Annotated in this window: 20 protein-coding genes; 12 read left to right on the top strand and 8 right to left on the bottom strand. The window is 58.9% G+C overall.

Annotated features, from left to right (window positions below):
• Positions 1–93 precede the first annotated feature (93 nt).
• The 3 genes from BLQ12_RS01965 to BLQ12_RS01955 form a co-directional block, all read right to left on the bottom strand.
• Positions 94–1,386 (bottom strand): OmpP1/FadL family transporter, encoded by a 1,293-nt coding sequence (locus BLQ12_RS01965; protein WP_092207693.1) that lies wholly within the window; start codon positions 1,384–1,386, stop codon positions 94–96.
• A 632-nt stretch (positions 1,387–2,018) separates the two neighbouring features.
• Positions 2,019–2,231, bottom strand: a complete 213-nt coding sequence (locus BLQ12_RS01960; protein ID WP_092207692.1) for a hypothetical protein — start codon at positions 2,229–2,231, stop codon at positions 2,019–2,021.
• A gap of 136 nt (positions 2,232–2,367) precedes the next feature.
• A complete protein-coding gene (locus BLQ12_RS01955; protein ID WP_092207691.1) occupies positions 2,368–3,642 on the bottom strand; it encodes a helix-turn-helix transcriptional regulator in 1,275 nt (424 codons plus the stop codon).
• 571 nt (positions 3,643–4,213) lie between these two features.
• Between BLQ12_RS01955 and BLQ12_RS01950 the strand changes: the two genes are divergently transcribed.
• The 3 genes from BLQ12_RS01950 (at position 4,214) to BLQ12_RS01940 (ending at position 7,321) form a co-directional block, all read left to right on the top strand.
• Positions 4,214–4,999 carry an amino acid ABC transporter permease gene (locus tag BLQ12_RS01950; RefSeq protein ID WP_254781949.1) on the top strand — a complete coding sequence of 262 codons (786 nt, stop codon included), beginning with the start codon at positions 4,214–4,216 and terminating at the stop codon, positions 4,997–4,999.
• A 209-nt stretch (positions 5,000–5,208) separates the two neighbouring features.
• A complete protein-coding gene (locus BLQ12_RS01945; RefSeq protein WP_092207690.1) occupies positions 5,209–6,006 on the top strand; it encodes a transporter substrate-binding domain-containing protein in 798 nt (265 codons plus the stop codon).
• A gap of 430 nt (positions 6,007–6,436) precedes the next feature.
• Positions 6,437–7,321 (top strand): amino acid ABC transporter permease, encoded by an 885-nt coding sequence (locus BLQ12_RS01940; protein ID WP_092207689.1) that lies wholly within the window; start codon positions 6,437–6,439, stop codon positions 7,319–7,321.
• A gap of 430 nt (positions 7,322–7,751) precedes the next feature.
• Here BLQ12_RS01940 and BLQ12_RS01935 read toward each other — a convergent pair whose 3' ends face one another.
• The 3 genes from BLQ12_RS01935 to BLQ12_RS01925 form a co-directional block, all read right to left on the bottom strand.
• The gene (locus BLQ12_RS01935; RefSeq protein ID WP_092207688.1) at positions 7,752–8,951 is read right to left on the bottom strand and encodes an aminotransferase class I/II-fold pyridoxal phosphate-dependent enzyme; all 1,200 of its coding nucleotides are present in this window, start codon (positions 8,949–8,951) and stop codon (positions 7,752–7,754) included.
• Between the two features lie 450 nt (positions 8,952–9,401).
• Positions 9,402–10,868, bottom strand: coding sequence for a hypothetical protein (locus tag BLQ12_RS01930; protein ID WP_092207687.1), 1,467 nt, complete (start codon positions 10,866–10,868; stop codon positions 9,402–9,404).
• 211 nt (positions 10,869–11,079) lie between these two features.
• Positions 11,080–12,090 carry a nucleoside hydrolase gene (locus tag BLQ12_RS01925; RefSeq protein WP_217640215.1) on the bottom strand — a complete coding sequence of 337 codons (1,011 nt, stop codon included), beginning with the start codon at positions 12,088–12,090 and terminating at the stop codon, positions 11,080–11,082.
• A 506-nt stretch (positions 12,091–12,596) separates the two neighbouring features.
• Here BLQ12_RS01925 and BLQ12_RS01920 point away from each other — a divergent pair.
• The 7 genes from BLQ12_RS01920 (at position 12,597) to BLQ12_RS01890 (ending at position 21,403) form a co-directional block, all read left to right on the top strand.
• Positions 12,597–13,580, top strand: coding sequence for a DUF2860 family protein (locus BLQ12_RS01920; RefSeq protein WP_092207686.1), 984 nt, complete (start codon positions 12,597–12,599; stop codon positions 13,578–13,580).
• A gap of 188 nt (positions 13,581–13,768) precedes the next feature.
• Complete coding sequence (locus BLQ12_RS01915) at positions 13,769–15,070, top strand: TolC family protein (protein WP_092207685.1); 1,302 nt, start codon at positions 13,769–13,771, stop codon at positions 15,068–15,070.
• Positions 15,063–15,758 (top strand): ABC transporter ATP-binding protein, encoded by a 696-nt coding sequence (locus BLQ12_RS01910; protein WP_092207684.1) that lies wholly within the window; start codon positions 15,063–15,065, stop codon positions 15,756–15,758. Before BLQ12_RS01915 ends, BLQ12_RS01910 begins: the two co-directional genes overlap by 8 nt.
• The gene (locus BLQ12_RS01905) at positions 15,751–17,022 is read left to right on the top strand and encodes an ABC transporter permease (protein ID WP_092207683.1); all 1,272 of its coding nucleotides are present in this window, start codon (positions 15,751–15,753) and stop codon (positions 17,020–17,022) included. Before BLQ12_RS01910 ends, BLQ12_RS01905 begins: the two co-directional genes overlap by 8 nt.
• A gap of 5 nt (positions 17,023–17,027) precedes the next feature.
• Complete coding sequence (locus tag BLQ12_RS01900; RefSeq protein WP_092207682.1) at positions 17,028–18,284, top strand: ABC transporter permease; 1,257 nt, start codon at positions 17,028–17,030, stop codon at positions 18,282–18,284.
• A 344-nt stretch (positions 18,285–18,628) separates the two neighbouring features.
• On the top strand, positions 18,629–19,756 hold the full coding sequence (locus BLQ12_RS01895; RefSeq protein ID WP_175469433.1) for an efflux RND transporter periplasmic adaptor subunit: 1,128 nt from the start codon (positions 18,629–18,631) through the stop codon (positions 19,754–19,756).
• Positions 19,757–19,786: 30 nt separating this feature from the next.
• Positions 19,787–21,403: an ATP-binding protein gene (locus BLQ12_RS01890; protein ID WP_092207680.1), complete on the top strand. Its 1,617-nt coding sequence runs from the start codon at positions 19,787–19,789 to the stop codon at positions 21,401–21,403.
• Here the strand turns inward: BLQ12_RS01890 and BLQ12_RS01885 are convergent.
• Entirely contained in the window at positions 21,375–22,091 is a 717-nt protein-coding gene (locus BLQ12_RS01885) for a winged helix-turn-helix domain-containing protein (RefSeq protein ID WP_092207679.1), read from the bottom strand. The genes BLQ12_RS01890 and BLQ12_RS01885 overlap by 29 nt on opposite strands.
• A 386-nt stretch (positions 22,092–22,477) precedes the next feature.
• Here BLQ12_RS01885 and BLQ12_RS01880 point away from each other — a divergent pair, with 386 nt between their 5' ends.
• Positions 22,478–23,680 carry a hypothetical protein gene (locus BLQ12_RS01880; protein WP_175469432.1) on the top strand — a complete coding sequence of 401 codons (1,203 nt, stop codon included), beginning with the start codon at positions 22,478–22,480 and terminating at the stop codon, positions 23,678–23,680.
• A 14-nt stretch (positions 23,681–23,694) separates the two neighbouring features.
• On the opposite strand, the gene BLQ12_RS01875 is transcribed toward BLQ12_RS01880, so the two are convergent.
• The gene (locus tag BLQ12_RS01875) at positions 23,695–24,594 is read right to left on the bottom strand and encodes a sensor domain-containing diguanylate cyclase (protein WP_092207678.1); all 900 of its coding nucleotides are present in this window, start codon (positions 24,592–24,594) and stop codon (positions 23,695–23,697) included.
• A 396-nt stretch (positions 24,595–24,990) separates the two neighbouring features.
• Here BLQ12_RS01875 and BLQ12_RS01870 point away from each other — a divergent pair, with 396 nt between their 5' ends.
• Positions 24,991–25,932, top strand: a complete 942-nt coding sequence (locus BLQ12_RS01870) for a lysophospholipid acyltransferase family protein (RefSeq protein WP_092207677.1) — start codon at positions 24,991–24,993, stop codon at positions 25,930–25,932.
• Positions 25,933–26,031: the final 99 nt, after the last annotated feature.

The following is a 26,031-nucleotide window of genomic DNA, read 5'->3' as shown; positions in this document are numbered from 1 at the left end:
ATGTCAGGTCTGCTCTTAAGAATGGGAATGAAACAAAAAAGCGCGTCATGGGCTTCCATGACGCGCTTTTCGTGTTTCTTTGTGTTCGGTTTTTTAGAACCGGTACGAGAGGGTGGTGCCGAGGTTCAGGACGGTGCCGTCAGCCACGAGGCTCACGGGGGCGTCTCCGTAGCTTGGGTTCAGGGCCTGGCTCTCCCCGTTGATGGTGCGCTTGCTGGGGATGTCCGCGTAGCTTGCGGCGATGTCTATGGTGAAGGCCCCGAAGGTGAAGCCTGCGCCCAGGGAGAAGATGTGCTTGTCCCCGTCGGGCCAGATGAAATCGAGGCTCTCATCGGGCACGGGGGTGGGGTCCCAGACGTATCCGCCGCGAAGGGTGACGGTGGGGTTGACGGTCCACTCCATGCCGATGCTGTATTTGGTGGTGTCGTCCCAGTCTCGCGGAACGATCATGGGCTCTGTGGTTCCGGCCACCTTGGGGTCTCTACCCGGGAGGTTCTGGGTGTAGGTGACGTACTGGCTCTGGGTGTCGTTGATGCTCCACCGCGTCCAGGTGGCGTCGGCCTCCACGAGCAAGCCTTTTTGCGCGCCGAAGCGGTAAGCAAGACCGGCCTGGACCTGCTCGGGGTGATCGTAGTCCAGGGTGACTTCGGCAATCTTGATGCCCTGCATCTTCAGGTCCCCTTCGAAATCGCCATCAGTGCGGCTTCGGTAGGTCAGGCCCATGGAGAACCGGTCCGTGGCCTGGTAGAGGGCTCCGATGTTGCAGGAGACGTTGAAGTCGTCGGTGAGCTCGGCTTCAAAGGGCAGTTTGTGCTCAAGGTGGATGAAATCCGCACCGGTTTCGGAGCGTCCCAAAGAGACCCCGGCGCCCAGGGCGAGTTTTTCGTTTACTTTGTACGAGAGGGCCGGGGTGATGCTTACCCGCTGGTAATACGCCTCGTAGTTGTTATGGGCCCCGGGGTTGGTGGCCGGGTTTTTGTCCCAGGTGACGTGCATGCCCCAGGGGGCGTAGAGGGCGACCCCGGCGGCCAGGCGGTCGGTCAGGGGCATGGCGACCCCGAGGTGGGGAACAAAGAGGGTGCCGGTGTCATCGGAAAAGTCAGAAGGCGTGGCAAGATCAGACGAAATGCCCGGGACGCTGTAGTCGTCGATTTCGATATCGGGAGTGGTGGTGAGGACCCCGGCGGACATGGTGGTGGACTCGGCCCGGGAGAGACCTGCCGGGTTGTAGTAGGGTGCAAAAGCAGGGGATGGCGCGGCGCTGACAGCGCCTCCCATGGAGGTGGCCCGGGAGCCGATTCCGTAGGTGTCGACCATGCCGGCCCACGTCGGGAGTGCCGAAGAGAGGGTCAGCAGTGCGGTAAGGATGGATAAGGTTCGTTTCATGGGGCCTCAAAATCTGATGGTTAGTGCATGCACCGGGGTGTGTCCGGTATCTCTTTTTTCCGTGCGGTGCGGGGCACCGGAACAGCTCACAAAGCATGCCAGAGACACACCGAAAGGCAATATGGTAAGAATAGGGGGTTAATATAGGGGCAAAACCTATATTTTAGAATGGTAGTTCTACGTGATCTCCTTGGATGGGGAGGGGTTAATCATGTCGGGAAATCGATTGGTCCGTATCAGGTACTGAACGGTGTTTTGTGAATCCGCAGGGTACCATTGCCTGTCAATTCAGTATTCTTGGCCCTGGCCGTGACGCGGGCATTTTAAAAATACAGCAATGATTCAGCTCAAAATAGCCTCCGGCGACCCTGCCGGGGGCGAAATGCTGGTTTGAGCCCATCAAGACGGGTTTAACAAGCAGGTCTTAACCGTTCGCCTTAAATGACGTTGGGCCTTGGGTATGGTTTGGGCTGCGACCTTCAAAACAACCGCGAAAGATCGACCGACTCGGAGCGCCGCACTTCGGTGCGGCTTTTCAGGCCGTCGTCACCCGTGCCGCACAGGAGTGCGGCGCTCCAGGGGACAAGGGTGTTTGGGGGATGATGTGAATGGGCCGATGGCCCCAATGAGGGTCAAAGCACATCCACCCCTGCTATCAATGTGTCTTTTGCCTGACGCAGCTGCCACCCTTGCTGCTGGAGGCCTTTTTGAGCACGTTCACCATAAAAGGCATGGCCTTTGAGCTGTTTGGTTGTTGTGTCGGAAAAACAGTTGCTTAGAAAATGCAAAATGTCATTTTCTGTATTCTGTTCGATTTTCTTACCCTTCGGGCGAGACGAGGGCATCCATCTTCTGCGTTACCAGAGCTTTGAGGTAAACCCCTACATCTGCAGCTCTGGTGCCTTGCATATGAATGCACTCGACTCGTGAAATATCCGGGCCAAGTGTGTATAGGGGGTGCCCGGGCGCTTCTGCCGGAGCTTACCGGGTGAGGGAGAGGAGCTGGGTGCGCAGGTTGGCGCCGCTGTTGTTGAGGCCCAGTTTTTTGCGGATGTTGTTGCGGTGAAAATCAATGGTCCCTTTGGAGAGGTGGAGCATGGCGGCCATCTCCTTGGAGGTGTGGCCCTGGCGGATAAACTCGGCGACCTTGAGCTCCATGGGGGTGAGGTTGATAAAAGGGGAGGCCAGGCGGCGCGTAAAGGGGGAGATGATCTCCGACAGGCTCGTCATGGCAGCATCCAGGTGCTTTTTCTGGGTCGGGGTCAGGGGGTGGTCGGTGACTTTTTCAAGGGAGGGGAGCACCAGGTGGCGCAGGGTGGCGGTCATGTTTTCCCCCAGCTCTTCCCGGTCCTTCTCCCGCTGGGTGAGCAGGGCACGCAGGGCGGCCTGGCTCTCCTCCAGGCGACTCACCTTCTCTTCCACTTCGGCTTTCCGGCGTTTCAGGGCCCGCTCCATGCGTACCTGGCGGGTGACGTCCAGAAAGGTCCCCGCCACGGTGAGGACATGGCCGTCGGGGCGTTTTTCCACGGCCTTGCCACGGGTACTCATCCAGAGCCAGGCACCGTCGCGGCCTTTGAGTCGGTGGCGGACGTGGACGGCGTCAGTTTCCCCTTTGAGGTGCAGGGTAAAGGAGCCGGAGACAAAGGGCCGCTCCGACGGGTGCAGGCGGTTGAGGAACTCGGCCTGGGGCATGGACTCTCCGTTCTCCACGCCGAACCGTTTGCCCCAGCCGCGCTCTAAGGTCACCACTTTTTTGTCCACCCGCCAGTACCAGACCCCGAGTTCCGCCCCTTCAAGGGCCATGATCAGGTTTTCTTCCCGGTTTTTCAGGTCTTCTTCCCGTTTTTTTCGGTCGGTGATGTCCACGGCAATGCCGTGGAGGCTTACGGGAACGTCGTTTTCTTTGATCAGGCGGGCCCGGGTGGAGATCCAGATGTGGGAGCCGTCCTTTCGCCGGACGCGAAACTCCAGGGCTTCGGTGAACCCGGTGCGTTTTTCCGGGTTGCCGAGGATGCCGGTGGCGTGTGTCTTCTGGTCTTTCCGGATCAGCTCGAAGAAGTTCAGATCGGCCAATTCGTGGCGCTCGTAGCCCAGCATGAGAAGGGCCGTGTCGTTGGCGTCGATGAAGTTCCCGGAAAAATCGATGATGTAGACCGCGTCCAGGGCTTTTTCCAGGAGGCCCATGAAGCGGTCGTTGAGCTCCAGCTCATGGATGCGCCGGGTGAGTTCCTGAATTTTTGCGTCTTTGTCCTGCATGGTGGCTCCTGATGAAACGGTTTTTCCGGTCTGTTGAACCGGGAAAATGAAGCTATCCCTCCTTGGCGCAGATGTCAAATCAAGGGTGTTGTTTTTAGGGGGTATTTTCTATACAATGCCCCACACAACGACACTTAGCCCGGATATTTCACGAGTCGAGTGCACCCATATTCAAGGCATCAGAGCTGCAGATGTAGTGGTTTACCTCAAAGCTCTGATAACGCAGAAGATGGGTGCACTCGGCTCGCCCGAAGGGTGAGAAAATCAAACAGCAAACGTCGATTTACATTTTGCATTTTCGAAATAGCTGACATTTTTATTGCAGCCATCCGAAATAATGGCATTTTCCTTTTGGCTGGTTGCTTTCTCATGAAATATCCGGGTTAGAAGGCCCTTGCGGACCCTTGTCAGGGCCCCATGGCGGTTGCTGCATACGGAACATGAGGACTACAGGTCATGGGGCGAACGCGACTCCCCGGGCCCCCGCCACGACCCCCGACCCTTTCGGGCAGTGCGCACACAACCGTGAACCATTCCCCATAAAGTAAAAAAATCAGGAAACGGAGATACCTTGCAAGCATGGACACGCTGGATCAGGATTTACGGCAAAACAGCACTTTTTATCGCCGCCCTCCTGGCCCTTTTTGCCTTCGGGTACCATAATCTGAACTACAACTGGCAGTGGTACAGGGTCTGGCCCTACCTGGTGACGGTGACCGAGGAGGGCCTGGCTGCCGGGCTTCTCATGAAGGGCATGCTGGTGACCCTGAAGATTTCGGGGATCAGCCTCCTGCTGACCCTTGGTATCGGCTTTTCCACTGCCTTTATGCGCCTGTCGTCCTCCCCCGTGTTAAACGCCCTGGTGGTGTGCTATGTGGAGAGTATTCGGAACACCCCGCTCTTGATCCAGCTTTTTGTGATCTATTTCGTGATATCGCCGGTCATGGACCTGTCCGCCTTCTCCTCGGCCGTCATCGCTCTTTCGCTCTTCGAAGGGGCCTATGCTTCGGAGATTATCAGGTCCGGCATCACGGCAGTGGACCACGGCCAGTGGGAAGCAGCCTTCAGCCTCGGGATGAGCCCCTTCGGGACCTTTCGCGAGGTGATCCTTCCCCAGGCCCTGAGGCAGATCCTTCCCATGCTGGCAGGCCAGGGGGTCTCTCTTATCAAGGACTCGGCCCTGGTGAGCACCATATCCATTTTTGACTTGACCATGCAGGGCCAGAGCATCGTGGCCGAAACCTTTCTGACCTTTGAAATCTGGTTCACCGTGGCTTTTTGCTATTTGGTCCTGACGGCTTCCCTTTCCGCCTGCATTGCCAGGTGGGAGCGGCGGGTGGGGGTGGGGCAGGGGTAATGAAATAGGTAAATTAGGTAAATAGGTCATAGGGAAGGGCAAAAGGCAAAAGGCAAAAGGCAAAAGGCAAAAGGTGAAAGGTGAAAGGGTGAAAGGGTGAAAGGGTGAAAGGGTGAAAGGGGGCGTTTGTTCGGATTGTTAGGGATAGATCCACCGGCGGTGTGTCGCCGGAGGTTTTTCGTATAATCAACCCACCGAAGGAGACAAAGATGAGACGATGGCTGGTTTGTGTGACGACGGTATTGGTGCTGCTTGGATGCGGGCCTCTTTGGGCGGGCGAGAGCGTGATTGAGACGATTCAGAAAAAGGGGGTGATCCGGGTGGGCATGTCCACCTTTGTCCCCTGGGCCATGCGGGACAAGACCGGTGAGCTTGTCGGTTTCGAGATCGACGTGGCCAGGCAACTCGCAAAGGACATGGGCGTGAAGGTGGAGTTCGTGCCCACCAACTGGTCCGGCATCATCCCGGCCCTTCTTACCGGCAAGTTTGATGTGATCATCGGCGGCATGGGCGTCACCCCGGTTCGGAACCTCAAGGTCAATTTTTCCGAGCCCTACGATTTTACCGGCATGTCCCTGGTGGCCCACCGGAAAAAAGCAGACGGGTTTACCTCCCTTGCGGATTTCAACAAAAAGGAGGTGACCATTGCGGTGCGCATCGGCACCACCGCTGAGATGGCCGCCAAAAAATACCTGCCCGATGCCACCTTCAAGCTGTTCGAAAATGAGAGCCAGGCCCTGCAGGAACTTCACCTGGGGCGGGTTCATGGTGTGGTGGCTTCGGCCCCCCTTCCCCGGTTCCAGGCACTTAAATACCCGAACAAGCTGACGGTTCCCCTGAAAGAGGACTTTACCAGGGAGCCCATCGGCCTTGCCGTTCGAAAGGGTGACCACGACGCCCTGAATTTTTTCAACAACTGGATCCGCGCCAAACAGTCCGACGGGTTCCTTGCCGAGACCAAGCATTACTGGTTCGAGACCCGGGAGTGGGCAGAGCGATTGAAGTAAGTCCGGCGCAACAAGAAAACATACAAAAACGGTGCCTCCGGCGGCAAGGTGAGCCACCTTGAAAGCTTATTGCCGCTGATCTTTAACCCTCGTTCCTCGGGTCAATGATCAGCGGCATTCACGGTTGACTTGTCCATTTATGTTTGGGCGGGCCCTAACGACTCGGTTTGATTCAGCCTCCGGCGGCCCTGCCGGGGGCCAAACTTTTGAAAAGTTAGATAAACAGGTATTGAAAGCGCTTTCGTTTTATATACGTTCGTTGGTTTGCCTTCTGCTTCCGGATTAAACGAATAAGCATCCCCTTTTTGGCGTTAAGCCCCAACGGGTCTGAGCGCCAAAAAGGGGATGCCACCGGAACGTTTTTGCGGAGCTTTTTTCTAAAAGCGACCCGCCGGAGGCTTTGCTTTAAATCTTATGATGTGACGATTTTATGATGGGTTCCGGAAACAAGAGATATCGGTTCGGCGTGGTGGACGGCGCGGCCCTTTTGCTGGTGGCGGCTTTTCTGGTGTGGTTTTTCCACCGGGTGGGGGCGGTGCTGGACTATCAGTGGGAGTGGGGGGCGGTGCCCTCGTACATCCTGAGGCGGACCGACGAGGGCGGCTGGGTGCCGAATCTGTTGCTGACGGGTTTTTTCACCACGGTAAAGCTCAGCCTCTGGGCGAGCCTTCTGGCATCGGTCATCGGGGTATTGGCAGGGGCGATGCGGGCCCAGGGAAGCCCGGGGCAGAAGGTCCTGGGCTGGGTGTACGTGGAGACCCTTCGGAACATCCCGTCCCTGGTGCTGGTGTTTCTCTTCTATTTTTTCATCAGCAGCCAGTTTCTGGATTTTCTGGGCGTGGACACCTGGCTCCGGGCCAGATCGGAGGCCACCCGAGCCCTGGTGGCCTTTTTCTTTGCCGGTGAATCCCAGATCAACGCCTTTTTATCCGCCGTCATTACCCTGGCCATCTATGAAGGGGCCTATGTCACCGAGATCGTCCGGGGCGGGCTGGTGTCGGTGCCGTCGGGGCAGCGGGAAGCGGCCCGGGCCACGGGTCTGGGTGAGCTGCAGGTGTTTCGCTACGTCATCCTGCCCCAGGCCCTGCGGAAAATCCTTTCGCCCCTTGCCGGGCAGTTTATCTCCACCATCAAGGACTCGGCCATCATGAGCGTCATCTCCATTCAGGAGCTCACCTTCCAGGGCATGGAGATCATGTCCGCCACCTTTCTCACCTTCGAGGTGTGGCTCACCGTGACCTTCCTCTACTTTATCCTCACCTTCAGCCTCTCCCGGGGTGTGGCTCTCATCGACCGCCGGATCACCAAATTCTGAGCCGGGTCAGATGGCTGCAGAAATAAAATAAAAGCACAAAAAGCATCGCCTCCGGCGGCAAGGTGGGCCACCTTGAAAGCAGGTTACCGCCGGGGTTTGCCCTTCGTTCCTCGGGGCAAATCCCGGCGGTATTCTGGCGAACCATTGGATGATTATTTGGCCGCGACCTGCAAAGAGCCAATTCGTAGGGTGCACTCCGTGCACCAAAATCAAAGCCCGTCATGCCCCGAACGCCTCGGTAGAATATAGACCTTGGGTGACCCGGACATGGTGCACAGAGTGCACCCTGCGGGCCGTCGGACTTTTGGGGCGGTGTCATCAATAAGATCCTGATGGCCCAAACGATGACCATGGCCCGGCGAGCCACAAAAGCCCCACAAGGCGGAATCCGTCGCTCCCCCCTTTATGACCTATCCCCCTATGACCTCATTTACCTGAGCTCTATATCCGCCTGCCGAACCTGCCTCAGGGCCTGCCTGATGCGCTCTTCATTCTCCACCAGGGCCAGGCGGAGGTAGCCTTCGCCCTCTTTGCTGAAGCCCGCACCGGGGGCCACGGCCACGTGGGCTTTTTCCATGAGTTCCATGGCAAAGGCCATGGAGTCCTGGCTGTTTTTGTAGCGTTCGGGGATCTTGACCCAGAGGAACATCCCGGCTTTGGGGGCGTCCACTTCCCAGTCCATGCGCCGGAGGACGTCGCACATGGTGTCCCGCCGTTTGAGGTAGACCTCCACCTGTTCGGTGATGTTGGCCTCGCAGTCGCGAAGGGCGACGATGCCTGCTGCCTGGATGGCGGTGAAGATGCCGTAGTCGTAGTATCCCTTGATTTTTTCCAGCCCCTTGATCATCTCGGCGTTGCCCACGCAGTAGCCCATGCGCCATCCGGCCATGTTGTAGGATTTGGAGAAGGATCCGAATTCTACGCCCACGTCTTTTGCCCCGGGGACCTCGAAGAAGCTGGGTGCTTTGTAGCCGTCGTAGGTGATGCGCGAATAGGCGAAATCCTGGATCACCATGAATCGGTATTTCTTGGCGAGTTTCACCACCTCTTTGAAAAAGTCGACGCTGGTGACCTGGCCCGTGGGGTTGTGGGGGTAGTTGAGCATCAGCATCTTGGGCACGGGGTACATGGATTCGCAGAGGTCGGCGATCTGCCTGAGCATGTCCTCGTCCGAGGCCATGGGGAACCGCATGACGTTGGCCCCTGCGATGATGGCGGCGTAGATGTGGACGGGAAACGCCGGGGTGGGCACCATGATGGTGTCTCCGGGCCCTAACAGGGCCAGGCAGAGGTGGGAGACCCCCTCCTTGGAGCCGATGGTGGTGATCACCTCGGAGCCGGGATCAAGAGAGACCCCGTAATCCCTGTCGTACATCAGGGCCAGCTCCTGCTTCAGATGCTTGATGCCCCCGGCCACGGGGTAGCGGTGGCTCTTGGGGTCCTTGGCCACTTTGCAGAGCATCTCGGTCACCTTGTCCGGTGCCGGGTCCACGGGGTTGCCCATGCCCAGGTCAATGACATCGAGTCCCTTCCTGCGCTTATCCATCTTCATTTTGTTGATCATGCCGAACAGGTACGGGGGCAGGTGGCCCATTCGTTCCGAGTATCTGATGATTGAATCTTCCGTCATGTGTCGCCTCCGGTTGGGTTTTTAGTAAGAAGGCTTTACGGGTCGGTTCGGGTGGGGCGGGTGCCCCGGGGACAACCCGGGGCAAAAAAAAAGCCATGGGTTGCCGTCGTCAACCCATGGCGTTCTTACTGCGGTCTGTCTATTCAGAGGGCAGCGAAACGACAATGGGTTGACCCCATGGCCGCTGCCGCCGCCAATATGTGGCAAGCGTTGTTCATCTGGTATCCTTGAATAAAAGTTCCTTTTTTGATTACGCGTATTGACGCCGTCTGTCAATCGAAAAACTCGGGAGGAGACGGCCTCCGGGATCCCGTGGCGGGTCCTGCGTCACGTGTTCCCCCGGGCTCAGGGCAGAAGGAACCCCCGTTGTTTTTTTGAAACGTATTTGTCAAACGTTTCAAGAATGTGTCCCCCGGCAGGGCCGCCGGGGGCTCTTTTGCCGTCATGGTTTTAGTGCCGGAAGGTCCACACGATGAGAAGGCCTCCGGCCGTGCCTGTCACGGTGACCTTATCCAGGGTGGCCTGGATATCCACGCGGGTGAACTCCCGTTTCATCAGGTAGCTGGCAATGAATTTTCGCGATTTGACGGGGAGCTCCGAAAACCCGTCCAGAAGGGCTTTGGGCACCTCGATGGCCCCCGGGATGTACCGGGCCTCGTCGGTTAAGCCCCGGGGCCTCGGGCTTACACGGATGGTCTCTTTGGTGTGCAGCTTCAGGGTGATGGACTCTTCGGGGCTCAGGTGCACCACCAGGTCCACGGGGGTGTTGTAGCAGCTGAAGTTGGTCAGCTCGGCCGCCCAGTCCCCGGCGTTGATGATGTGATACCAGGGAAGGCCCGGGGTGAGGGATCCCAGGTTATCCATGTTTTTGGCGTAGTACCGGTCGTCCCGATCCCCCAGGGTGAGGTGGGTGGTGTCCCCCTCCCGGTTGTCCAGGATCGTACCGGACAGGGGCATGCCCGTGGGGTGAAAGGTCCATTGGGAGGTGTCGTCTACCTCGGTGATGTCCTTTTCAAAGTACCCGGTTACCCCCTCGTCGTTGCTGCCTTCCACCCGCAGGGTGCGATGGATGCAGTTACGCCCGATTTTGTGGATGCTGATGCGGTCCGTGATGGTGCCGGAGATTTTCGGGTGGCGGATCCAGTCCGTGGGGATCTGGATGAGGGGGATAAGCTTGTCGCGCTGGTCTTCGTAGGAGGAGGGGAGAAAGGCGTCGGCACCCCCGATATCAAAGTCGTAGAAACGTGTGTACATGTCCCCGTACTTGTTGATGAGAAAAAGGTGCGACCCGCTGGTGCTCAGGTTGACCGCCTGGAAGGCCCCACGCTCCGGCCCGCAGATTCCGTAGCTGTAGTCCGTGGGAAGCCAGGGGTCGTTGTAGATCAGGTCCTGGCCGTTGGGGCCCAGCATCCAGATATGGGAGCACTTGGCCAGCCCCACCTCGAACAGGTTGCCCGCCGGATCGGTCCAGAACCCGTCTTCCCGCCTTGAGACCACGGAAAAATCCCAGGTGAGGATCTCATCGGTAAGCTTCATCCCGGGGCCCATCCAAAAGGGAATACCCCACTCCTTCTGCCAGGTGAAGTCCGACACATCGTCCAGTCCCTTCCACATGGTATAGATCTGACGCTCGCCGTTTAAGGCGATGATGTGCTCATCGTCCATGGCAAGCTCGGTGACCTCGCCAGCCAGACCGTCGGGCAGGTCCAGCTTGACCCGCGGCTCCGGTGTGTTTACACCGGTTCGTTCCTTGATCCAGATGTCGCCATCTTTGATCTTGACGTCGTACCGGGTGTTGAACGAGGCCTGGTTGCCTCGGAAACAGACCCTGTCTTCGAAACTCTCTGCCATAAGGGCGGTGGCCGGGATCAGGCTGAAAAGAAAAAATGCCGTTAACACGAAACTGAGTTTTTTCATGACGTGTCCCCCTGGGCTGGACGGTTATGGGTGGCAAGGCTTTTGGACAGACAGAGGCCAGAGAGGGGGCTCGGGCAGCGAGAGCACATCCAGGTGGGGCATGCGTGAGCCCTTCGTTCGCGTTGTGTGTGATGGGATACCCTGAAGTATAAAGAAAGGCGTGGGGAATCGCAATGAACATATGAACAAAACTCCCATATGTTCATTTTTTTTAGGGGGCCATGGTCCGGTTGAGGATGGCAGAAAACCGGGCCTTGAACACCTGCCGGGAGACCCCCTGGATGATGGTGACCTTTCGTGAACCGGTGTCTGTGACGCGGGTTGTACCGCACCGGTTGTCGGTGTCGTTCTCCGTCAAGTCGACGTCCAGATAGGCTTTGTGGGACTGGCAGCCTGCCATGTCCCCGGTCATGACCAGGGTGGCCAGGGGGTCGAAGACGGGCACGGGGATGCCCTCGTTGTGGCTGCCCGTTTTTCTGAGGAGGATGCGCTTTGCCAGGGTGGCCAGGGGATCCACGGCGGTGATGGCCTCCGCCATGTCCGGGCCCAGGAGCACGTGGTTGCAGGCGTCCAGGGGTACCAGGGTCAAGGGGATGGTGGAACCCACGATGCGCCTGGCCGCCAGGGAGTCCACAAAGACGTTCCACTCCGCCCCGTGGTTGGTGGCGTAGGCCGGGCCCTGGTCCCACTCCTTTCTGGCGTTGTTGAGCAGGGCCACGTTGCCGTCCACATGGACGGCCCCGGCCATGGCGACCATCTCTTCAATCCTGTCAAGCCGGGCGGACGGGAAGGCGTCCAGCATTCTGGCGGGGGTGGTGAACCCGCCGAGGCAGAGAAGGGTGATTTTATCCTCGGCATTCTCCAGGGTGTCGGCCAGGAACTGCCAGGCGTGTCGCGTGTCTGTATCCGGGATAATGGCGGGGGTAAGGGGGCCCAAAAGCCCCATGACGCTGTTCATGTCGTCTTTAAAGGGTTGGGGAAAGGTGTGGCCGTATCCCGTGGGCGTACTCGTTCCCGCGCAGAGCCTCGTTTGGGTCTGCCTTCCCAGCTCCACAAGGGTCCGGGCGATGGTCGTGCCCCACCGGAGGTCGGTCTCTCCGCACCCGGTGACGCAGATTCCGAGGAGATCCACCGAAGGGTGCTTCATCAGGGCAAGGATGGAGAGGATGTCGTCCCATCCCATGTCTGAGTCGACAATGACGCGTTTGCGTGCTGGGTTCACGGAACCTCCTTTGGGCTTTGTGAGGCGGTCTGGTCGTGGGGGCTTTCAAACAAAAGGTCGGAGAGCGGTTTCCTGCATTCTACACCGGCCGGGCCGCCGGAGGCAAAAAACAAAAGCGATGCCTTCCATGGTGAACGTGAGAGAAAAAAGCAAGCCTCCGGCGGCCAGGGAATAAATCCCCTGGACCCCAGGTTGCGAATGCTCCCAGCCCTCGTTCCTCGGGCTGATCACATTCGCGGGTGGGCTTCGCTCATGGTGAACAAACAAAGCCTGTTTATTGAATTTTCAGGATGTTGTCTTCATGCAGGGCCGCCGGAGGCAACAGCATGCGGAAGTAGCGCAACAACACATGCTTTTGCTGCGTTCCAGGCCCTTCGTTACATTTCTTCACACATTCTCCACAGAATGACACGCACAACCCGTGATAGCCATGGACTCATCGGAAGTCATGCTGCCCTAAGGCAGCAAAGATCAAACACAAGGCTTGAGGATGCGAGGTGACTATTGTGGGACGGTTTGTTTTTTTTATGATGTGCGTGGTGTTTTGTTGTGCCCCCTTGGGCGTATGGGCCGAGGGCCCGGCCCCGGAGGGTGACGAGGGTGGATTTTACGGCACCGCCATGCTCGGGGGCGGTGTGTCTCACTGGCAGCCCAGTCTTTTGGATGCGGAAGATGGAAACGAAACCATCACCAGCCTGGAAGACACCGCCGATAAAGAGACCTCGTTTATCCCCTTGATGACCCTGGAGGGGGGATACTATTTTGATTCCACGGGGACGTGGGTGTCCATGGACGTGGTGGACGGCCTCGAAGAGCTTGAGACAAGCGTCATCGGCAACCTCACCGTGGGGCAGTCCCTGGGGGAGATGGGGACCATGGCCCTGAGCTTTTCCCGGCATCGCACCGATGTCTGGAAGGATCCCTACCTCGTGGGATCGGCCCGGGAGATGACCAAGTCCAAAGACCGCACCCTGGGTCTCTCCTGGGAGGATGTCCTGGGGCTCCCCGTTAGCCTGGACGTCGCCTACACCCTTACGCGGGTGCGGGACGACGTGTCCGGGAAGAACAACCCGGACCTGAAAAGGGACGGGGAGACCGGTGAAGCCACGGTGTCGTTTCCCCTGTTCTTTGGAGAGCGGTCCTTCGTCCTGGCCGGACTGGGGGGTGTTCAGGGTGATTTTGACGGCAAAAGCAACAGCTACGACGGATACCGCGTAAACCTCATGTACATTCTGGATATGGATCGCTGGAGTCTCTCTTCGGTGGTGTCCGGAGAGCAGAGACGTTACGATGCAGCCCACCCGGTGTTTGGAAAAACTCGTGAGGACAAGGGGTGGATTTTCAGCACGGAATATGTCTACCACGCCCCGTTGGGGTACGACCGTTATTTCTTCCAGGCAAGGGCGGCCATGGGGGAGACGACAAGCAATATCTCCTTTTTTGAAAGCTCTACGCTGATGGTGGGGGCGGGCATCGGGTATACCTTTTAAGCCCGGTGTCTTTTATTACTCTGTGGGTGGTTCTGCTGATCTGACATATCTGAAATTGCTTTCACGGTATGCATTGCCTACAATGCGGAGGCTGATTCTCAGATCAGCTGGGACAGCAGGACATGGCCCTGTAAAGGGGCCACCCCCAAGCGATATCTTGACTGACACACAGAAGGTACACCTTAGGTATGAGAAGCGCGACCAGTGCAGTGGTTTTTTTACTGAGTGTATGGGTTGCAGGGCCTCTTCACGCCCTGACCCTGCAGGACGCCGTAAAGGCGGGCCTGAGAAACAGCCACACCCTGAAAGAGGCGGCCCATGGGACCGACATTGAGAAGTACAGGCGGGACACGGCCCAGGCGGCGTTGATGCCCAAGGTCACCTCACGCTACGGCTACTCCCGGACAGACCGGTCGGCGGGCGTTGACGGACGGGACAGCTCGTCTGCCGGGGTGGCGGTGAGCTGGAACCTGTTTAACGGGCTGGCCGACCTCAACGCCTATCGGTCTGCTGCGTCAGGCTATCAGGCCCGGCAGTTTCAGGAGACCGGCCTGGTGGAAGACTACAAGCTTAAGGTGATTAAGGCCTACATCGAGGTGTTGAGCGCCCGGAAGAAGAGGGCGGTGGCCACAGAGTCCGAGGCGCTCCTGCAGTCACAACTCAAGACCACGCGGTTGTCCTACAAGGTGGGGCTCTTCCCGAAAAACGAGGTCCTCAAGGTGGAATCCCGGGCCGTGGCCGCCCACCGCAAGGTCCTGGAAGCCCAAAGCAAGGTGAGGGTGGCGATCTTCGACCTGGAGAAGGTGACGGGGCTTTCCCTTTCCAGCGCTGTGCCTCTGACGGATTTTCCGGCGGAGACCCCGGGGGTTCCTGCCATGGAGCAATTGACGGCCATGATGGATGCCCACCGCAGCGAACTGAAATATCTGGACACATTGCTGACCTCCAGGGGGTACGATGCACAGGCTGCCAAAGGCAGCTGGTGGCCTTCCCTGGACGTGTCAGCCGGGTGGAATCATTACGGGGATTCGGCCATGCCCGACGGCAGGGCCTACGGCAACAACGACGATACCGTGGCCCGGGCCGATCTCAGCTGGACCCTTTTTGACGGCACGGCCAGGAAAAGCCGCCTGGCAAGCGCCCGGTCCGAGGTCTCCCGGGTTCAGGAGACCCTTGCAGACACCCGGACGACCCTTGAAACGGCCTTGAAGCGGGTGGTGGAAGATTATCGGCTCGCCGTGGCGAGCTACGATGCCGCCCACAGCGAGGTGGCTTCGGCCCGTGAGAACCATCGCGTTACAGAGGCCATGGTCAAGGCCAGCAGCGCCACGCCCACGGACCTTCTGGATGCCAACATGATGCTCACCCAGGCGGAGAACAGCCGTGCCGAGGCGCGGTATGCCATGTATAGGGCCATGGCGGAGATGGAGCGGGCCGTTGAAACGCACCTGTTTTATGACGGCGGCAAGAGGTTCTTCGATTATGATTGAGATCAAGGGTCTGCACAAAACATACCCCCTGGGAGAGGGGCGGCTCCATGTGCTCAAGGGCATCGATCTGTCGGTGGGTGAAGGGGAGATGGTGTCGGTGATGGGCTCCTCGGGATCGGGGAAGTCAACCCTCCTGAACATTCTGGGGCTTCTGGACAGCTACGACAGCGGCTCTTACCACCTCAACGGCATGGCCGTGGGTGCCATGGACGAAACCCGGGCAGCACGTCTTCGCAACCGGAACCTGGGCTTCGTCTTCCAGTCCTTTAACCTTATTCCTTTCAAGACAGCCGAAGAGAACGTGGCCCTGCCTTTGTACTACCGGGGCGTTCGAAGGCGCGAGAGAAATCGTCTTGCCAGGTCCCTGTTGGCGCGCGTGGGGCTGGCAGACCGGGCTGGCCACCTTCCCGGAGAGCTCTCCGGCGGGCAGAAGCAGCGGGTGGCCATTGCCCGGGCCCTTATCACCGATCCACCCCTGATCTTGGCGGACGAGCCCACCGGCGCCCTGGACACCGACACCTCCTACGGGGTGATGGCCCTGCTCCGGGAGATCAACGCCACGGGCAAGACCATCGTCATCATCACCCATGAACCCGACATCGCGGAGATGACGGACCGCATGATCCGGTTGAAGGACGGACGCATCGAGACCGGGGCACCGGCGTGCAAGGGGGGCGGAGATGTTTGACGCGGACCGCTGGCGTGAGGTCTTCGGCGTGTTGAACAGGAATCGCCTGAGGACCCTTTTGACGGGGTTTTCCGTGGCCTGGGGGATTTTTATCCTCATTGTCCTCCTGGGGGCGGGCACCGGCCTTGAAAACGGCCTGCGGGAAAACTTCAAGGGAGAGGCCATGAACGCCATCTCCGTGTACGGCGGGTTTACCCAGAAAGACCACGGCGGGGTGTCGGCGGGCCGGGAGATTCGGTTGGCAGAAGGGGATCCAGAGCTGGTCCGCGGGCGCATCAGGGGCATTGGCCACATGGCCCCGGTCATCGAGCTGAACCTGGAGACCCCGGTGCGCCACGGCAGCGAGTACGGGTTTTTCAGCGTGGAGGCCGTCTGCCCGGAGAACCGGCACATCACCCGTGTGGAGATGACCCGGGGGCGCTACCTGAACTCCGTGGATATGCGGGAGACCCGCAAAACAGCGGTGGTGGACGACGAGATCGCCCGGGCTCTCTTTGGAAAGGCAGAGGCCGTGGGCCAGTCCCTTCTCATCGGGGGGATTCCCTTTACCGTGGTGGGTGTCTTCAAGCGTCTGTCCAGCTTCGGCAGTCGGACGATCTACATTCCCTTTGCCACGGGACAGCGCCTTTTTCAGGCCGACCGGAAGATCTCGGGGTTTACCTATCTTGTGGACGGCGAGACCCCCCTGGCAAAAAGTCGCCTCATGGAAGCCGGCACCCGGGTTGCCCTGGCCGGCAAGCATCGCTTCGACCCGTCGGACAAAGCCGCCCTCATGACCATGAACAGCCAGGAAGAGTCCATCATGATCCGCAAGCTTTTTACGGCCATTCGCCTGTTTCTCTGGATCACAGGCATCGGGACCCTTATTGCGGGCATCGTGGGGATCAGCAACATCATGCTGATCACCGTGCGTGAGCGGACCCGGGAGATCGGCATCCGCAAAGCCGTGGGGGCCACACCCGCATCCGTGGTGGGCATGGTGGTGACCGAGGCCGTGCTCATCACCGTGGCGGCCGGGTACACCGGCCTGGTGGCAGGGGTGGCCACCCTGGAACTGGTGCAGTGGATCATGGCGGTGACAAGCGCCAAGGCAGCCGAGAGCACAGACCTCCTTGCCAATTTCACCGTGTTCCTCAACCCCACCGTGGACTTCGGCATCGCGGTAAAGGCGCTGCTCCTCCTGTCGGCTGCCGGGGTCCTGGCCGGTTTTTTCCCGGCGCGAAGGGCCGCCCTTGTGAAACCCATTGAGGCCATGCGGGAGTAACGACCATGTTTGATGCGGATTACTGGAAAGAGATTTTCCACACCCTGGGATGCAACAAGACCCGGACGTTATTGACGGCCTTTGGGGTGTTCTGGGGCCTCTTCATGCTCACCCTCCTGGCCGGTGCGGGAAACGCCCTGAGAAACGGGGCCATGAAGGACTTTGACGGGTACGCCAAAAACGGTGCCTACCTCTGGTCCCAGCCCACGGGAAAACCCTGCGGTGGATACAGCCGGGGACGGGAGTGGCATATCACCCTGCAGGACGTGGCCGTGCTCAAGCACAAATTGGCCGAGCTTAAAAGCATTGCCCCGCGCCTTCACGCGGGCAGCGGGGCCAAGAACGTGGCCCGGGGGGCCCGGTCGGCCTCCTTTACCGTGGTGGGGGACGTGCCGAGCTGGCGGGACATCGAGTCCATGAAGATCCTGAAGGGCCGGTTTATCAACGGCCTGGACATCCGGGAAAAGCGGAAGGTGTGCGTCATTGGCAAACGGGTGGCTGAGGTGCTCTTTTTACCCGGAGAGGAGCCCATCGGAAAAAAGGTGAAAGTCTTCGGCGGGTATTTCCGTGTGGTGGGGGTGGTGGCCCCCGTCTCCGCCCAGGATCGCCAGAAAAGTCGTACGGTTCACCTGCCCTTTGCCACCCTGGGCGGCCTCCTGAATTTGGGAGACGACATCCACTACATGGGCGTCACCGCTGCCGACGGTGTGAGCGTGGCCACCCTGGAGGAGCGCATCATCGCCATCCTCAAGGAGCGCCACAGCATCGCCCCCGACGATGCCCAGGCCGTGGGCCACCTGAACATCGAGCGCCAGTACAGAAAAATGACGAGCCTCTTTTTCGGGATCTCCGCTCTCTCCTGGGCCGTGGGCCTGGGGACCCTGGCTGCCGGTGTCATCGGGATCTGCAACATCATGCTTCTGGTGATCCGGGAGCGGACCCGCGAGATCGGGATCAAAAGGGCCCTGGGCGCCACGCCCCTCCAGATCCGGCTCCAGATTGTCTGCGAGTCGGCCCTGCTCACCTGCGTGTCCGGGTATGCGGGCCTGTCTGCAGGCGTACTGATTCTGGAGGCCGTCAACCGCGTGCTCAAAAAGGCCTCGGCCGTCGGAGAGGGGAGCATGTTCCTCAACCCCTCCATCAGCCTGGACGCGGCCCTGGGAGCCCTTGCCGTCCTGGTGGTGGCAGGCATTCTGGCAGGTCTTCTGCCTGCCCAGCGGGCCGTTCGCATCAAGCCTGTGGAGGCCATCCAGGACGAATAGGTTCGCACATGCTCCGGCCCTTCGGTCTCATTTGCTTACGGGCTGCGCCCGTGAAAAATTGACCGAAGCGGCCTTTTCGTCCGTCGTTACCCGTGCCGCACAGGAGTGCGGCACTCCAGGGGGCAAAGGGAGGCGGAGGGGATGTACATTAGGACGACGGTAACTATTAGCGACCCGCCAGAGGCAACCGAATAGCTACGGTAGACGTTTGTTTGAAAGGCGGATGTGTTTGACCCGAGGAACGAGGGGCAAAGCGCATTCGCAACCTGCTTTAAGCTGACCCATGATGGTTCGTGGGGCAAAATGCCACGACTATGGAGTGTGATGAAACGATGAAAAAAATAATGACATGTCTTGCTGTGCTTTCCGTTGCCGCTCTGTTTATCGGCACCTTTGTGTTTCTCTACGGCAAGTCCCACGGGCCGGTGGAGACCTTCGGGACGGTTTCGCCGTCCTATGGGGACATTTCCAACCGGATTCTCATCACGGGCCACATCGAGCCGAGAAAAGAGATCAACATCAAGTCCCGGGTGGCGGGCATCATCCAGAATCTGGAAAAAGAGGCGGGTATGTCCGTGAAGAAGGGCGAGATCATCGCCACCATTCAGATCGTGCCTGAGATGATCCAGTTGAGCGGGGCGCGCTCCCGTGTGGAGGTGGCTCGCATCAACCTCGCCAACTGCAAGGACACCCTCAGGCGTAACCGGGAGCTGTTTCAGTCCGCCTCCATTTCTGAGTCCAAGATGGACGAGCACGAGCTTGCCGCCGACCTGGCCCAGGCTGAGCTCAAGGCCGCGAGGGAGAACCTCCAGCTTATTCTGGAGGGACGGGCAGGGGACAGGGACACCGCCTCCAACACCCTCATTCGCTCCACCATCGACGGGATGATCCTGAGTGTTCCGGTGAAGCAGGGGGACTCGGTCATTGAGAGCAACTCCATGAACGAGGGCACCAACATCGCCGTCATCGCGGACATGAAGGACATGATCTTCAAGGGGACGGTGGATGAAATCGACGTGGAAAAGGTGAAGACGGGCATGCCTGTTGCCGTCACCCTGAGCGCGGACCGGCAGAAGGCCCTGTCCGGGGTCACGGAGTTCATCTCCCCCAAGGGCACCCAGACCAACGGGGCGGTAAAGTTTGACCTGCGGGCCACCCTGGACCTTCCAGGTGAAGGGCTGCTGCGATCGGGCTACAGCGCGGCCGGAGAAATTGTCCTGGCCGAGCGAAAGCACGTGCTCATGATCGATGAAGGGGTGGTGACCTTTGAAGAGAAAGGGGCCTTCGTGAACCTCGTCACCGGCGAAGACCCCCTGGTCTGTGAACGCCGCACCGTGACCACAGGCCTCTCCGACGGCATCCATGTGGAGATCGTCGCCGGCCTGGAACCCGGGGACAAGGTCAAGGCAGATGACAGCCTGGTCAAGAGCCTTGCGGGCCGACCGGGTGACGAAGAGTCGGACGTGATGTAAGAATAACTGTCATCAGAAAAAAATCATGCCATGAAGAAGATCTTTATCAAATTATACCTGTTGCTGCTGCTGGTTCTGGCGGTGTGGGTCGGGGCGTTTCTGGCTGTACTGCCCTACCTTGAGTCCCTTGAAAAAGAGAACAACGAGCGCATCATGAAAGGGGTGATGGATCTTGCCGTTCGCGAGTTCCGGGCGGTTCCCCCCTCCCGGTGGCCGGAGCTGGTGAGGGCCTTTGGGGAGGTGTCCGGCAGGCTTGCCTCGGTTGTGCCCCTGGCTGATGTGAAGGGCCTGGAAGAAGACGCACAACAGGGACTGCGAGACGGTGAACTCGTGAGTGATTACTCGGAAGACGCCTTTTACCGGCGGCTTGGCAAGAGCGACCAGGTGCTTCTGGTGGAGCCGGGCCGTGACGGGTCGAGCTGGTACACGGGGGAAGACGACCGGGTCTCGGACCTTACCGTGTTTCTGGTCTCCCGGGAACTTCGGCGACAGGATTCCCTTTCCGCCGAGGAGGCCCTTGCCGCCATCCGGCCGGTCTTCGGGTTTCCCGTCCGGCTGAGCAAGGCCCCTCCCGCCGCCGGGGGGGAACGGGCTGTGGACCGCCTGGCCCGCAGGGGGATCTGGGTGGACAAGAAGGCAGACATTGCCTGGTGCACTCTCCCCGGTGTTGAGAGTTACCTTGTCCTCGGTTCCCTGGACGAGGGAGAGGCCCTTCTCTATTACGTATCGGTGTACTGTGTCCTTGGCATGTTTCTGGTTCTTATTGCCGCAGGGGCCTTTCTCTGGACCCGGCCCCTGTGGCGGGACCTCGATGCCCTCACCGGGGTGGCCGAGCGGTTCAAAAAGGGTGACCTGTCGGCCCGGGTGGCGGTCTCCAAGGGGTCGGCCGTGCACATCCTCGCCGAGGAGTTCAACGCCATGGCAGCACAGGTTCAACGGGAGATCTCCTACCGCATTGACCTGGCCGACGCCGTCTCCCATGAGCTGCGGTCGCCTTTGGCGCGCCTCCAGTTTGCCTTCGGGCTGCTGGACGAGGCCACCGATGCAGGGGCAAGACAGAAACTCAATGCAGAGATCCAGTGCAGCATCGAAGAATTAGACGGGCTGGTGGAAGAGCTGCTCGCTTTTTCCCGCATGGAGCATGGGGGCGAAAAACCCGATTTTCAAGAGGTGAACATGACCCGGTGGCTGGAGACGTTTCGCGCCGGGATTTCCGTGGTGAGGCCGGAGGTGGAAGTGGCTTTCCGGGACCTCCTGGAACCGGAACAGGCAACGGCCCTGGCTGAAGAACGCCTGTTGGGGAGGGCCCTGGGGAACCTTGTGGGCAATGCGGTGCGGTATGCCCGGAGTTCTGTTGAGGTGTCCCTGGAACGATCAGGGGACGACTTTTTTCTCACCGTGGAGGATGACGGGTGCGGCATTGCCGAGGAACACCGGGAAAACGTCTTTGTGCCCTTTATCCGGCTGGATGGGAGCAGGGACAGGGAGTCCGGAAACCACGGCCTGGGCCTTGCCATTGTCCGCAGCATTGCCGAGCGCCACAGGGGCCGCGTGACCATCGGTGAGTCTCCCCTGGGCGGTGCCCTGGTCCGTTTGTCCTGGCCTGTTCAGGACGCATCTACGCAGGATCGTCCCACGCCGTCGTAACAAGCAGGTACCCCGCCGCCCAGACGGTTTTGATTCGTTTGGGGCGCTTGGGGTCATCCCCCACCTTTTTCCTGACCCGGGAGACCAGAACATCCACGGATCGATCCTGCCCGTCGTAGGCCACACCACGAATTGTTGTTGAGATTTCATCACGGCTGACCACCTCGCCCGCCCTGGAGGCCAGGAGGGTGAGCAGATTGAACTCGTTGGTGGTGAGGCTCAGGGGATCCCCTGAAAGGAACGCGTTTCGGTCCCGGGTGTCGATGACGAGGCTTCCGAACGTGAAGGTGTCCGTGGCATGTCGGGGCTCGGCTTCCGCCTGGGTGCGCCGGAGCAGGGCCGTGAGCCGGGCAAGGAGCACCCGGGGCGTCACGGGCTTGGCCACGTAGTCGTCGGCCCCGAGTTCCAGGCCCACCACATGATCGATGTCGTCCCCCTTGGCCGTGAGCATCAGGATCGGGCCGGTAAATGTGGGGCGGACAGCCCGGCAAATGGAAAACCCGTCCAGGCCCGGCAGCATGATATCCAGGACAATCACCTTCGGCGAACACTCCGCCAGCCTTTTTTCCGCGCAATCTCCCCGCCGTTCCCATGTCACGTGAAAGCCATTGTTATCAAGGTACTCTTTGATCATCGGGGCAAGGCGGTTGTCGTCTTCAACCAGCAGCAGGGGGATCTTCTTTTCCATGTCAACAACTCCAAGCATGTAACGGAAAAAGATAGCTCTCAGAATCGGAATCCGAGAGGTTCGACGCGCGGTATCCGACCGTGTCGGGTGGTGCGGCGGGGGAGACACATAACGATACGAGTCTGGTCGTACCATGGTTTTTTCCGTGGCGGCAACGGGTTTTTGCCGTGATGGGAACACTCATCCCTTTTGGGAAACTGTTTCTTCACATTTGTATACATTTTTACACACAATCTCCATAGAATGTGCCCCCTTGACGGCTCTACACTGTGCCCAGAAGTCAACCCCGTCGGCACACCGATGCGTGGTTACCGGAAACACACGATCCGGCCGCCATGGCGGAACCGGGTGTTAACTGCGAAGACAAAGCACACCAAGGAGTCAGAATGAAGAATCAAGGGAACACAGCGGCGGTTGTTTTATTTTTAGTCACACTCATTGCATGCGGTTTTTGGAGCTCTCCCGCGCTCTGCAAAGGGGCGTGCATCGAAGAGGCGGCACCGGGCATCGGAGCTGTGCCTGCCTCCATGGAACCAGGCTACAAACGGGCATTCTGCAAATATACCAAGGTCGTTGCACCCAACGGAAACCCCATTCATATTTTTGCCCAGGACAAGATCACCGACCTGCAAATGCTTCGGGCCAAAGGGGTGCTGGAGCATTACCTGACGGATTGCCCCGGCTCCCTTTACGGCGAGGACAAATCCGCCGTGGCCAACCGAATGGCCGACAACGGTGCGGCGTTGCTTTTGTTGAACGGGAGCGACGACCGGTGGTTTCCGGTGAGGGTGGAGGGGCAACCGCTTTATCAGGACGAAATCCAGGTGGAGGGCGGGGAGTGGTACATGAACCAGGACTACGAACACCACCGGGACGCCACCTTTGAAGAGATCCTGCACCTGGTGCATGACTTCGGCATCGGCGTGGACGGACCCCACTCCTTGCCGGGAGCCTTGCCCGGGCTTCAGGCCAGGATTCGTGTCGCCCAGCAACATGCCCTGGCAAACGGTCTGATGGGGGACCTGCCGGAGGAGGTGGTTGACGAGTGGACCCGGGAAAACAGCCTCTCCCAGGAGTACCTGGCCGCCGTGGTGGACAGCTGGTACGGCCTCTGGGGGGCCTGGCCGTGGAATGATCGCGGCATGTACGGGCAGTACTGCGCAAAGGACCGGAATGGCCTTCGACAGAACGACCCCATGGGGGCGGCCATGATGGATAACACCTTTTTTCACCCCTATCTCACCTACAACGCACGCATCGACCCCGGGTTTGAAGGGACCTTTTCCCTGCGCTTTGACCCCGAGCTTCCGTATACCCATCATGCCCGTTACCTCAAAGACGTCACCCTGACAGGGGACAGAAGCAGCAACGTGCGTGTCAACGGGTACAACAATGACATCACGGGCAACAGCGGCAAAAACACCGTGCTGTTCAGCGGGAACTACGCAGAGTACACCATCCGCCTGAGGAGCGGCTTCAGCATCCGCGTCGAGGATGGGGTCTCAAACCGGGACGGCATCAATACCCTGCGAGACATCGAGGTGCTTACGTTCCAGGATCGTGTTCTGGTGTTGGGCTCCGAAACATAAAAGGGCGTGTTTGCTTAGCGGAAGGAGGTTCGGTTTCTCCCGGAAGCCTTGCTCTCGTAAAGGAGGGTGTCGGCTCGTTTGATGAGGGTGTCGATGGTGTCCCCACGGCGTACGATGGTGGCGCCCATGGAGATGGTGACCTTGAGGGGGATGCCTTCGTGGAGGCAGAAGGTATTTTCGATGAGGGTGCGCAGGCGGTTGCCGAGGGACTCCAGGGCTTCGGCCGTGATGTTGCGTATGATGCCGATGAACTCCTCTCCGCCCCACCGGCCGTAGAGGTCAAAGGCCCGGGAGTTGGCGGTGAAGGTGTCTGCAATCACTTTCAGGACCTTGTCCCCGGCGTCATGGCCAAAGGTGTCGTTCACCACCTTGAAGTGATCGATATCCATGAAAAGGATGCCGAAGGGGACGCCGTAGCGCTTGTGTTCCTCCAGGTCCCCCTGGAGGGCCCGGATGATGCCGGTACGGTTGGCCAGCTGGGTGAGAATGTCCAAAAGGGCCAGTTTCTCCAGCTCCTTGATCCTCTGCTCCGTCAAGGTCTGGTAGCTGATGTCCGTGAAAAGCTCGATGCCGCCGATTACGTTGCCGGCCGTGTCGTTGAGGGTACTGACCCGGACGGAGACCGGGATGCGGTGGCCGTTTTTGTGGTGCAGGAAGATGTCGGCTTCCCGCATCTTCTTATCGGCCATGGTTTTTTCCAGGGGGCACCTGCCGGTGCAGAGCTTGTTTCCCTTGCCGTCCAGGTGGGTGAGGATGTTTTCCGAGCATTTTTTGCCGAGGACCTCCCCTGCGGCGTACCCGGTGATGCGTTCGGCGGCTTTGTTCCAGAAGGTGATGGCGCGGTTTTTGTCCACGATGTACAGACCGTCGTGGATGTTGTCGACGATTTTCGGGAATGCGGTTTTGATGTCCATGGGGCCCTTCTCTCGTGTTTCTGTCTTCAAAGACGGGCCGTGGAGGGGGGTGGGACGGGGTAAAACCGGGTGTATCTTTTCATGTTACGACCTGTTGCGAGCATATCACAAAGATTGCGCTGCGGGCAATGAAAGAGACCGGGGTGAGCAGGGCGATCAATACGAAGCGCGGGGGCGAAGATGAAAAAAACGGTAATTGCTCGGCTGCAAAATAGCCGACTGGCTAACACGTTGTAAGAAGAGGTGGCAACGCACCCCGGATCATCAGGTACACGCCCCGCCGCCACGTTGCTCATGTGGGTAGACGTCGGTGACGTGATCGTTTGAAATGCCGTGCAGCCAGAATCGACAACCGTTCATTCGGTTTGCTGCTATTTACAGTGCTAAGGAAGACGTATGAAATTTTCACGCCGTATCGAGTCCATGACTTACCACCTTGTCAAATCATTAATAACCTTTATCGGGCTAATTTCCCCACGACGAGCCGACCGGCTTGCTCATTTCGTCGGACATGCCTGGTTTAAGTACGATACACGGCATCGAACCGTGGCCATGGACAATCTGACCCATGTCTTCGGTGATTCCATGGACCAGAAAGCGCTTACGGGACTTGCCAAGCTGAATTTTGTCAACACGGTTCGTATTCTTTTTGAAATGGGGCAGAGCACCCGGTGGCCATTGGAGAGTATCTGCCATCAGTTTCGTTATTACGGTATGAACCACGTCATCAATGCCCATAAGAAAGGTAAAGGGGTCTTGCTGGTTATGGCTCATATCGGTAATTGGGAGCTTGCGGCCCCAGCTATTATGGCCTCCGGTTTTCAGTCCGCCGCCGTGTATCGAACCCTTGATTTTAAGCCTTTGGACCGATACACCAAGGAGATTCGACAAAAGTTTGGATGCCGTATGTATCCCACGCGAAGGGCTGTCTATGGTATTCGTAAAGAGCTTTTTAAAGGAAATCTCGTGGGTCTGCTTATTGATCAAAATGCCAGCAAACCCCGTCAAAGCGTTTTTGTGGACTTTTTGGGGAGAAAGGCCAGTGCGAATAAAGGTTTGGCCTTCTTTGCCATGGCCACTGACGTGCCAGTAATCTCTTTTTTTGTGGTACGAGAAAACGGCAAATTTCGGGCGGAGTTCGGTCCGGAAGTTCCCGTGGTGAAGACCGGTGACCCGGAGAAGGACCTCGTGGAGAACACCCAGGCCTTTAACCGTGTCATCGAAGAGATGGTACGGCGCTATCCGGATCAGTGGTTCTGGATCCATCGACGCTGGAAGACCAGACCCCTTCAGGAGAGCGTCTCCGGAAGGGAGGTTGGCCATCTCGAAACCCTGTAGACCTGGTCGTCGCTCGTCTTAAACCGTCGGCCCGTCCAGGAACACCGGAGACAAAGTCTAAATGCGTTGGACCTGCAAGGGTGAGGCGACTTGCTGTTT

The sequence above is a fragment of the Desulfoluna spongiiphila genome (genome assembly GCF_900101345.1).
Lineage (GTDB): Bacteria > Desulfobacterota > Desulfobacteria > Desulfobacterales > Desulfolunaceae > Desulfoluna > Desulfoluna spongiiphila.
The sequence above is the reverse complement of the archived record's forward strand: the minus strand, read 5'-3'. Positions and strand labels throughout refer to the sequence as shown.

Coding starts and splice junctions, on each gene's coding strand:
- BLQ12_RS01965 (WP_092207693.1), bottom strand. CDS start 1,386: ATGAAACGAACCTTATCCATCCTTACCGCACTGCTGACCCTCTCTTCG.
- BLQ12_RS01960 (WP_092207692.1), bottom strand. CDS start 2,231: ATGCCCTCGTCTCGCCCGAAGGGTAAGAAAATCGAACAGAATACAGAA.
- BLQ12_RS01955 (WP_092207691.1), bottom strand. CDS start 3,642: ATGCAGGACAAAGACGCAAAAATTCAGGAACTCACCCGGCGCATCCAT.
- BLQ12_RS01945 (WP_092207690.1), top strand. CDS start 5,209: ATGAGACGATGGCTGGTTTGTGTGACGACGGTATTGGTGCTGCTTGGA.
- BLQ12_RS01940 (WP_092207689.1), top strand. CDS start 6,437: ATGATGGGTTCCGGAAACAAGAGATATCGGTTCGGCGTGGTGGACGGC.
- BLQ12_RS01935 (WP_092207688.1), bottom strand. CDS start 8,951: ATGACGGAAGATTCAATCATCAGATACTCGGAACGAATGGGCCACCTG.
- BLQ12_RS01930 (WP_092207687.1), bottom strand. CDS start 10,868: ATGAAAAAACTCAGTTTCGTGTTAACGGCATTTTTTCTTTTCAGCCTG.
- BLQ12_RS01915 (WP_092207685.1), top strand. CDS start 13,769: ATGAGAAGCGCGACCAGTGCAGTGGTTTTTTTACTGAGTGTATGGGTT.
- BLQ12_RS01910 (WP_092207684.1), top strand. CDS start 15,063: ATGATTGAGATCAAGGGTCTGCACAAAACATACCCCCTGGGAGAGGGG.
- BLQ12_RS01905 (WP_092207683.1), top strand. CDS start 15,751: ATGTTTGACGCGGACCGCTGGCGTGAGGTCTTCGGCGTGTTGAACAGG.
- BLQ12_RS01900 (WP_092207682.1), top strand. CDS start 17,028: ATGTTTGATGCGGATTACTGGAAAGAGATTTTCCACACCCTGGGATGC.
- BLQ12_RS01895 (WP_175469433.1), top strand. CDS start 18,629: ATGACATGTCTTGCTGTGCTTTCCGTTGCCGCTCTGTTTATCGGCACC.
- BLQ12_RS01890 (WP_092207680.1), top strand. CDS start 19,787: ATGAAGAAGATCTTTATCAAATTATACCTGTTGCTGCTGCTGGTTCTG.
- BLQ12_RS01885 (WP_092207679.1), bottom strand. CDS start 22,091: ATGGAAAAGAAGATCCCCCTGCTGCTGGTTGAAGACGACAACCGCCTT.
- BLQ12_RS01880 (WP_175469432.1), top strand. CDS start 22,478: ATGAAGAATCAAGGGAACACAGCGGCGGTTGTTTTATTTTTAGTCACA.
- BLQ12_RS01875 (WP_092207678.1), bottom strand. CDS start 24,594: ATGGACATCAAAACCGCATTCCCGAAAATCGTCGACAACATCCACGAC.
- BLQ12_RS01870 (WP_092207677.1), top strand. CDS start 24,991: ATGAAATTTTCACGCCGTATCGAGTCCATGACTTACCACCTTGTCAAA.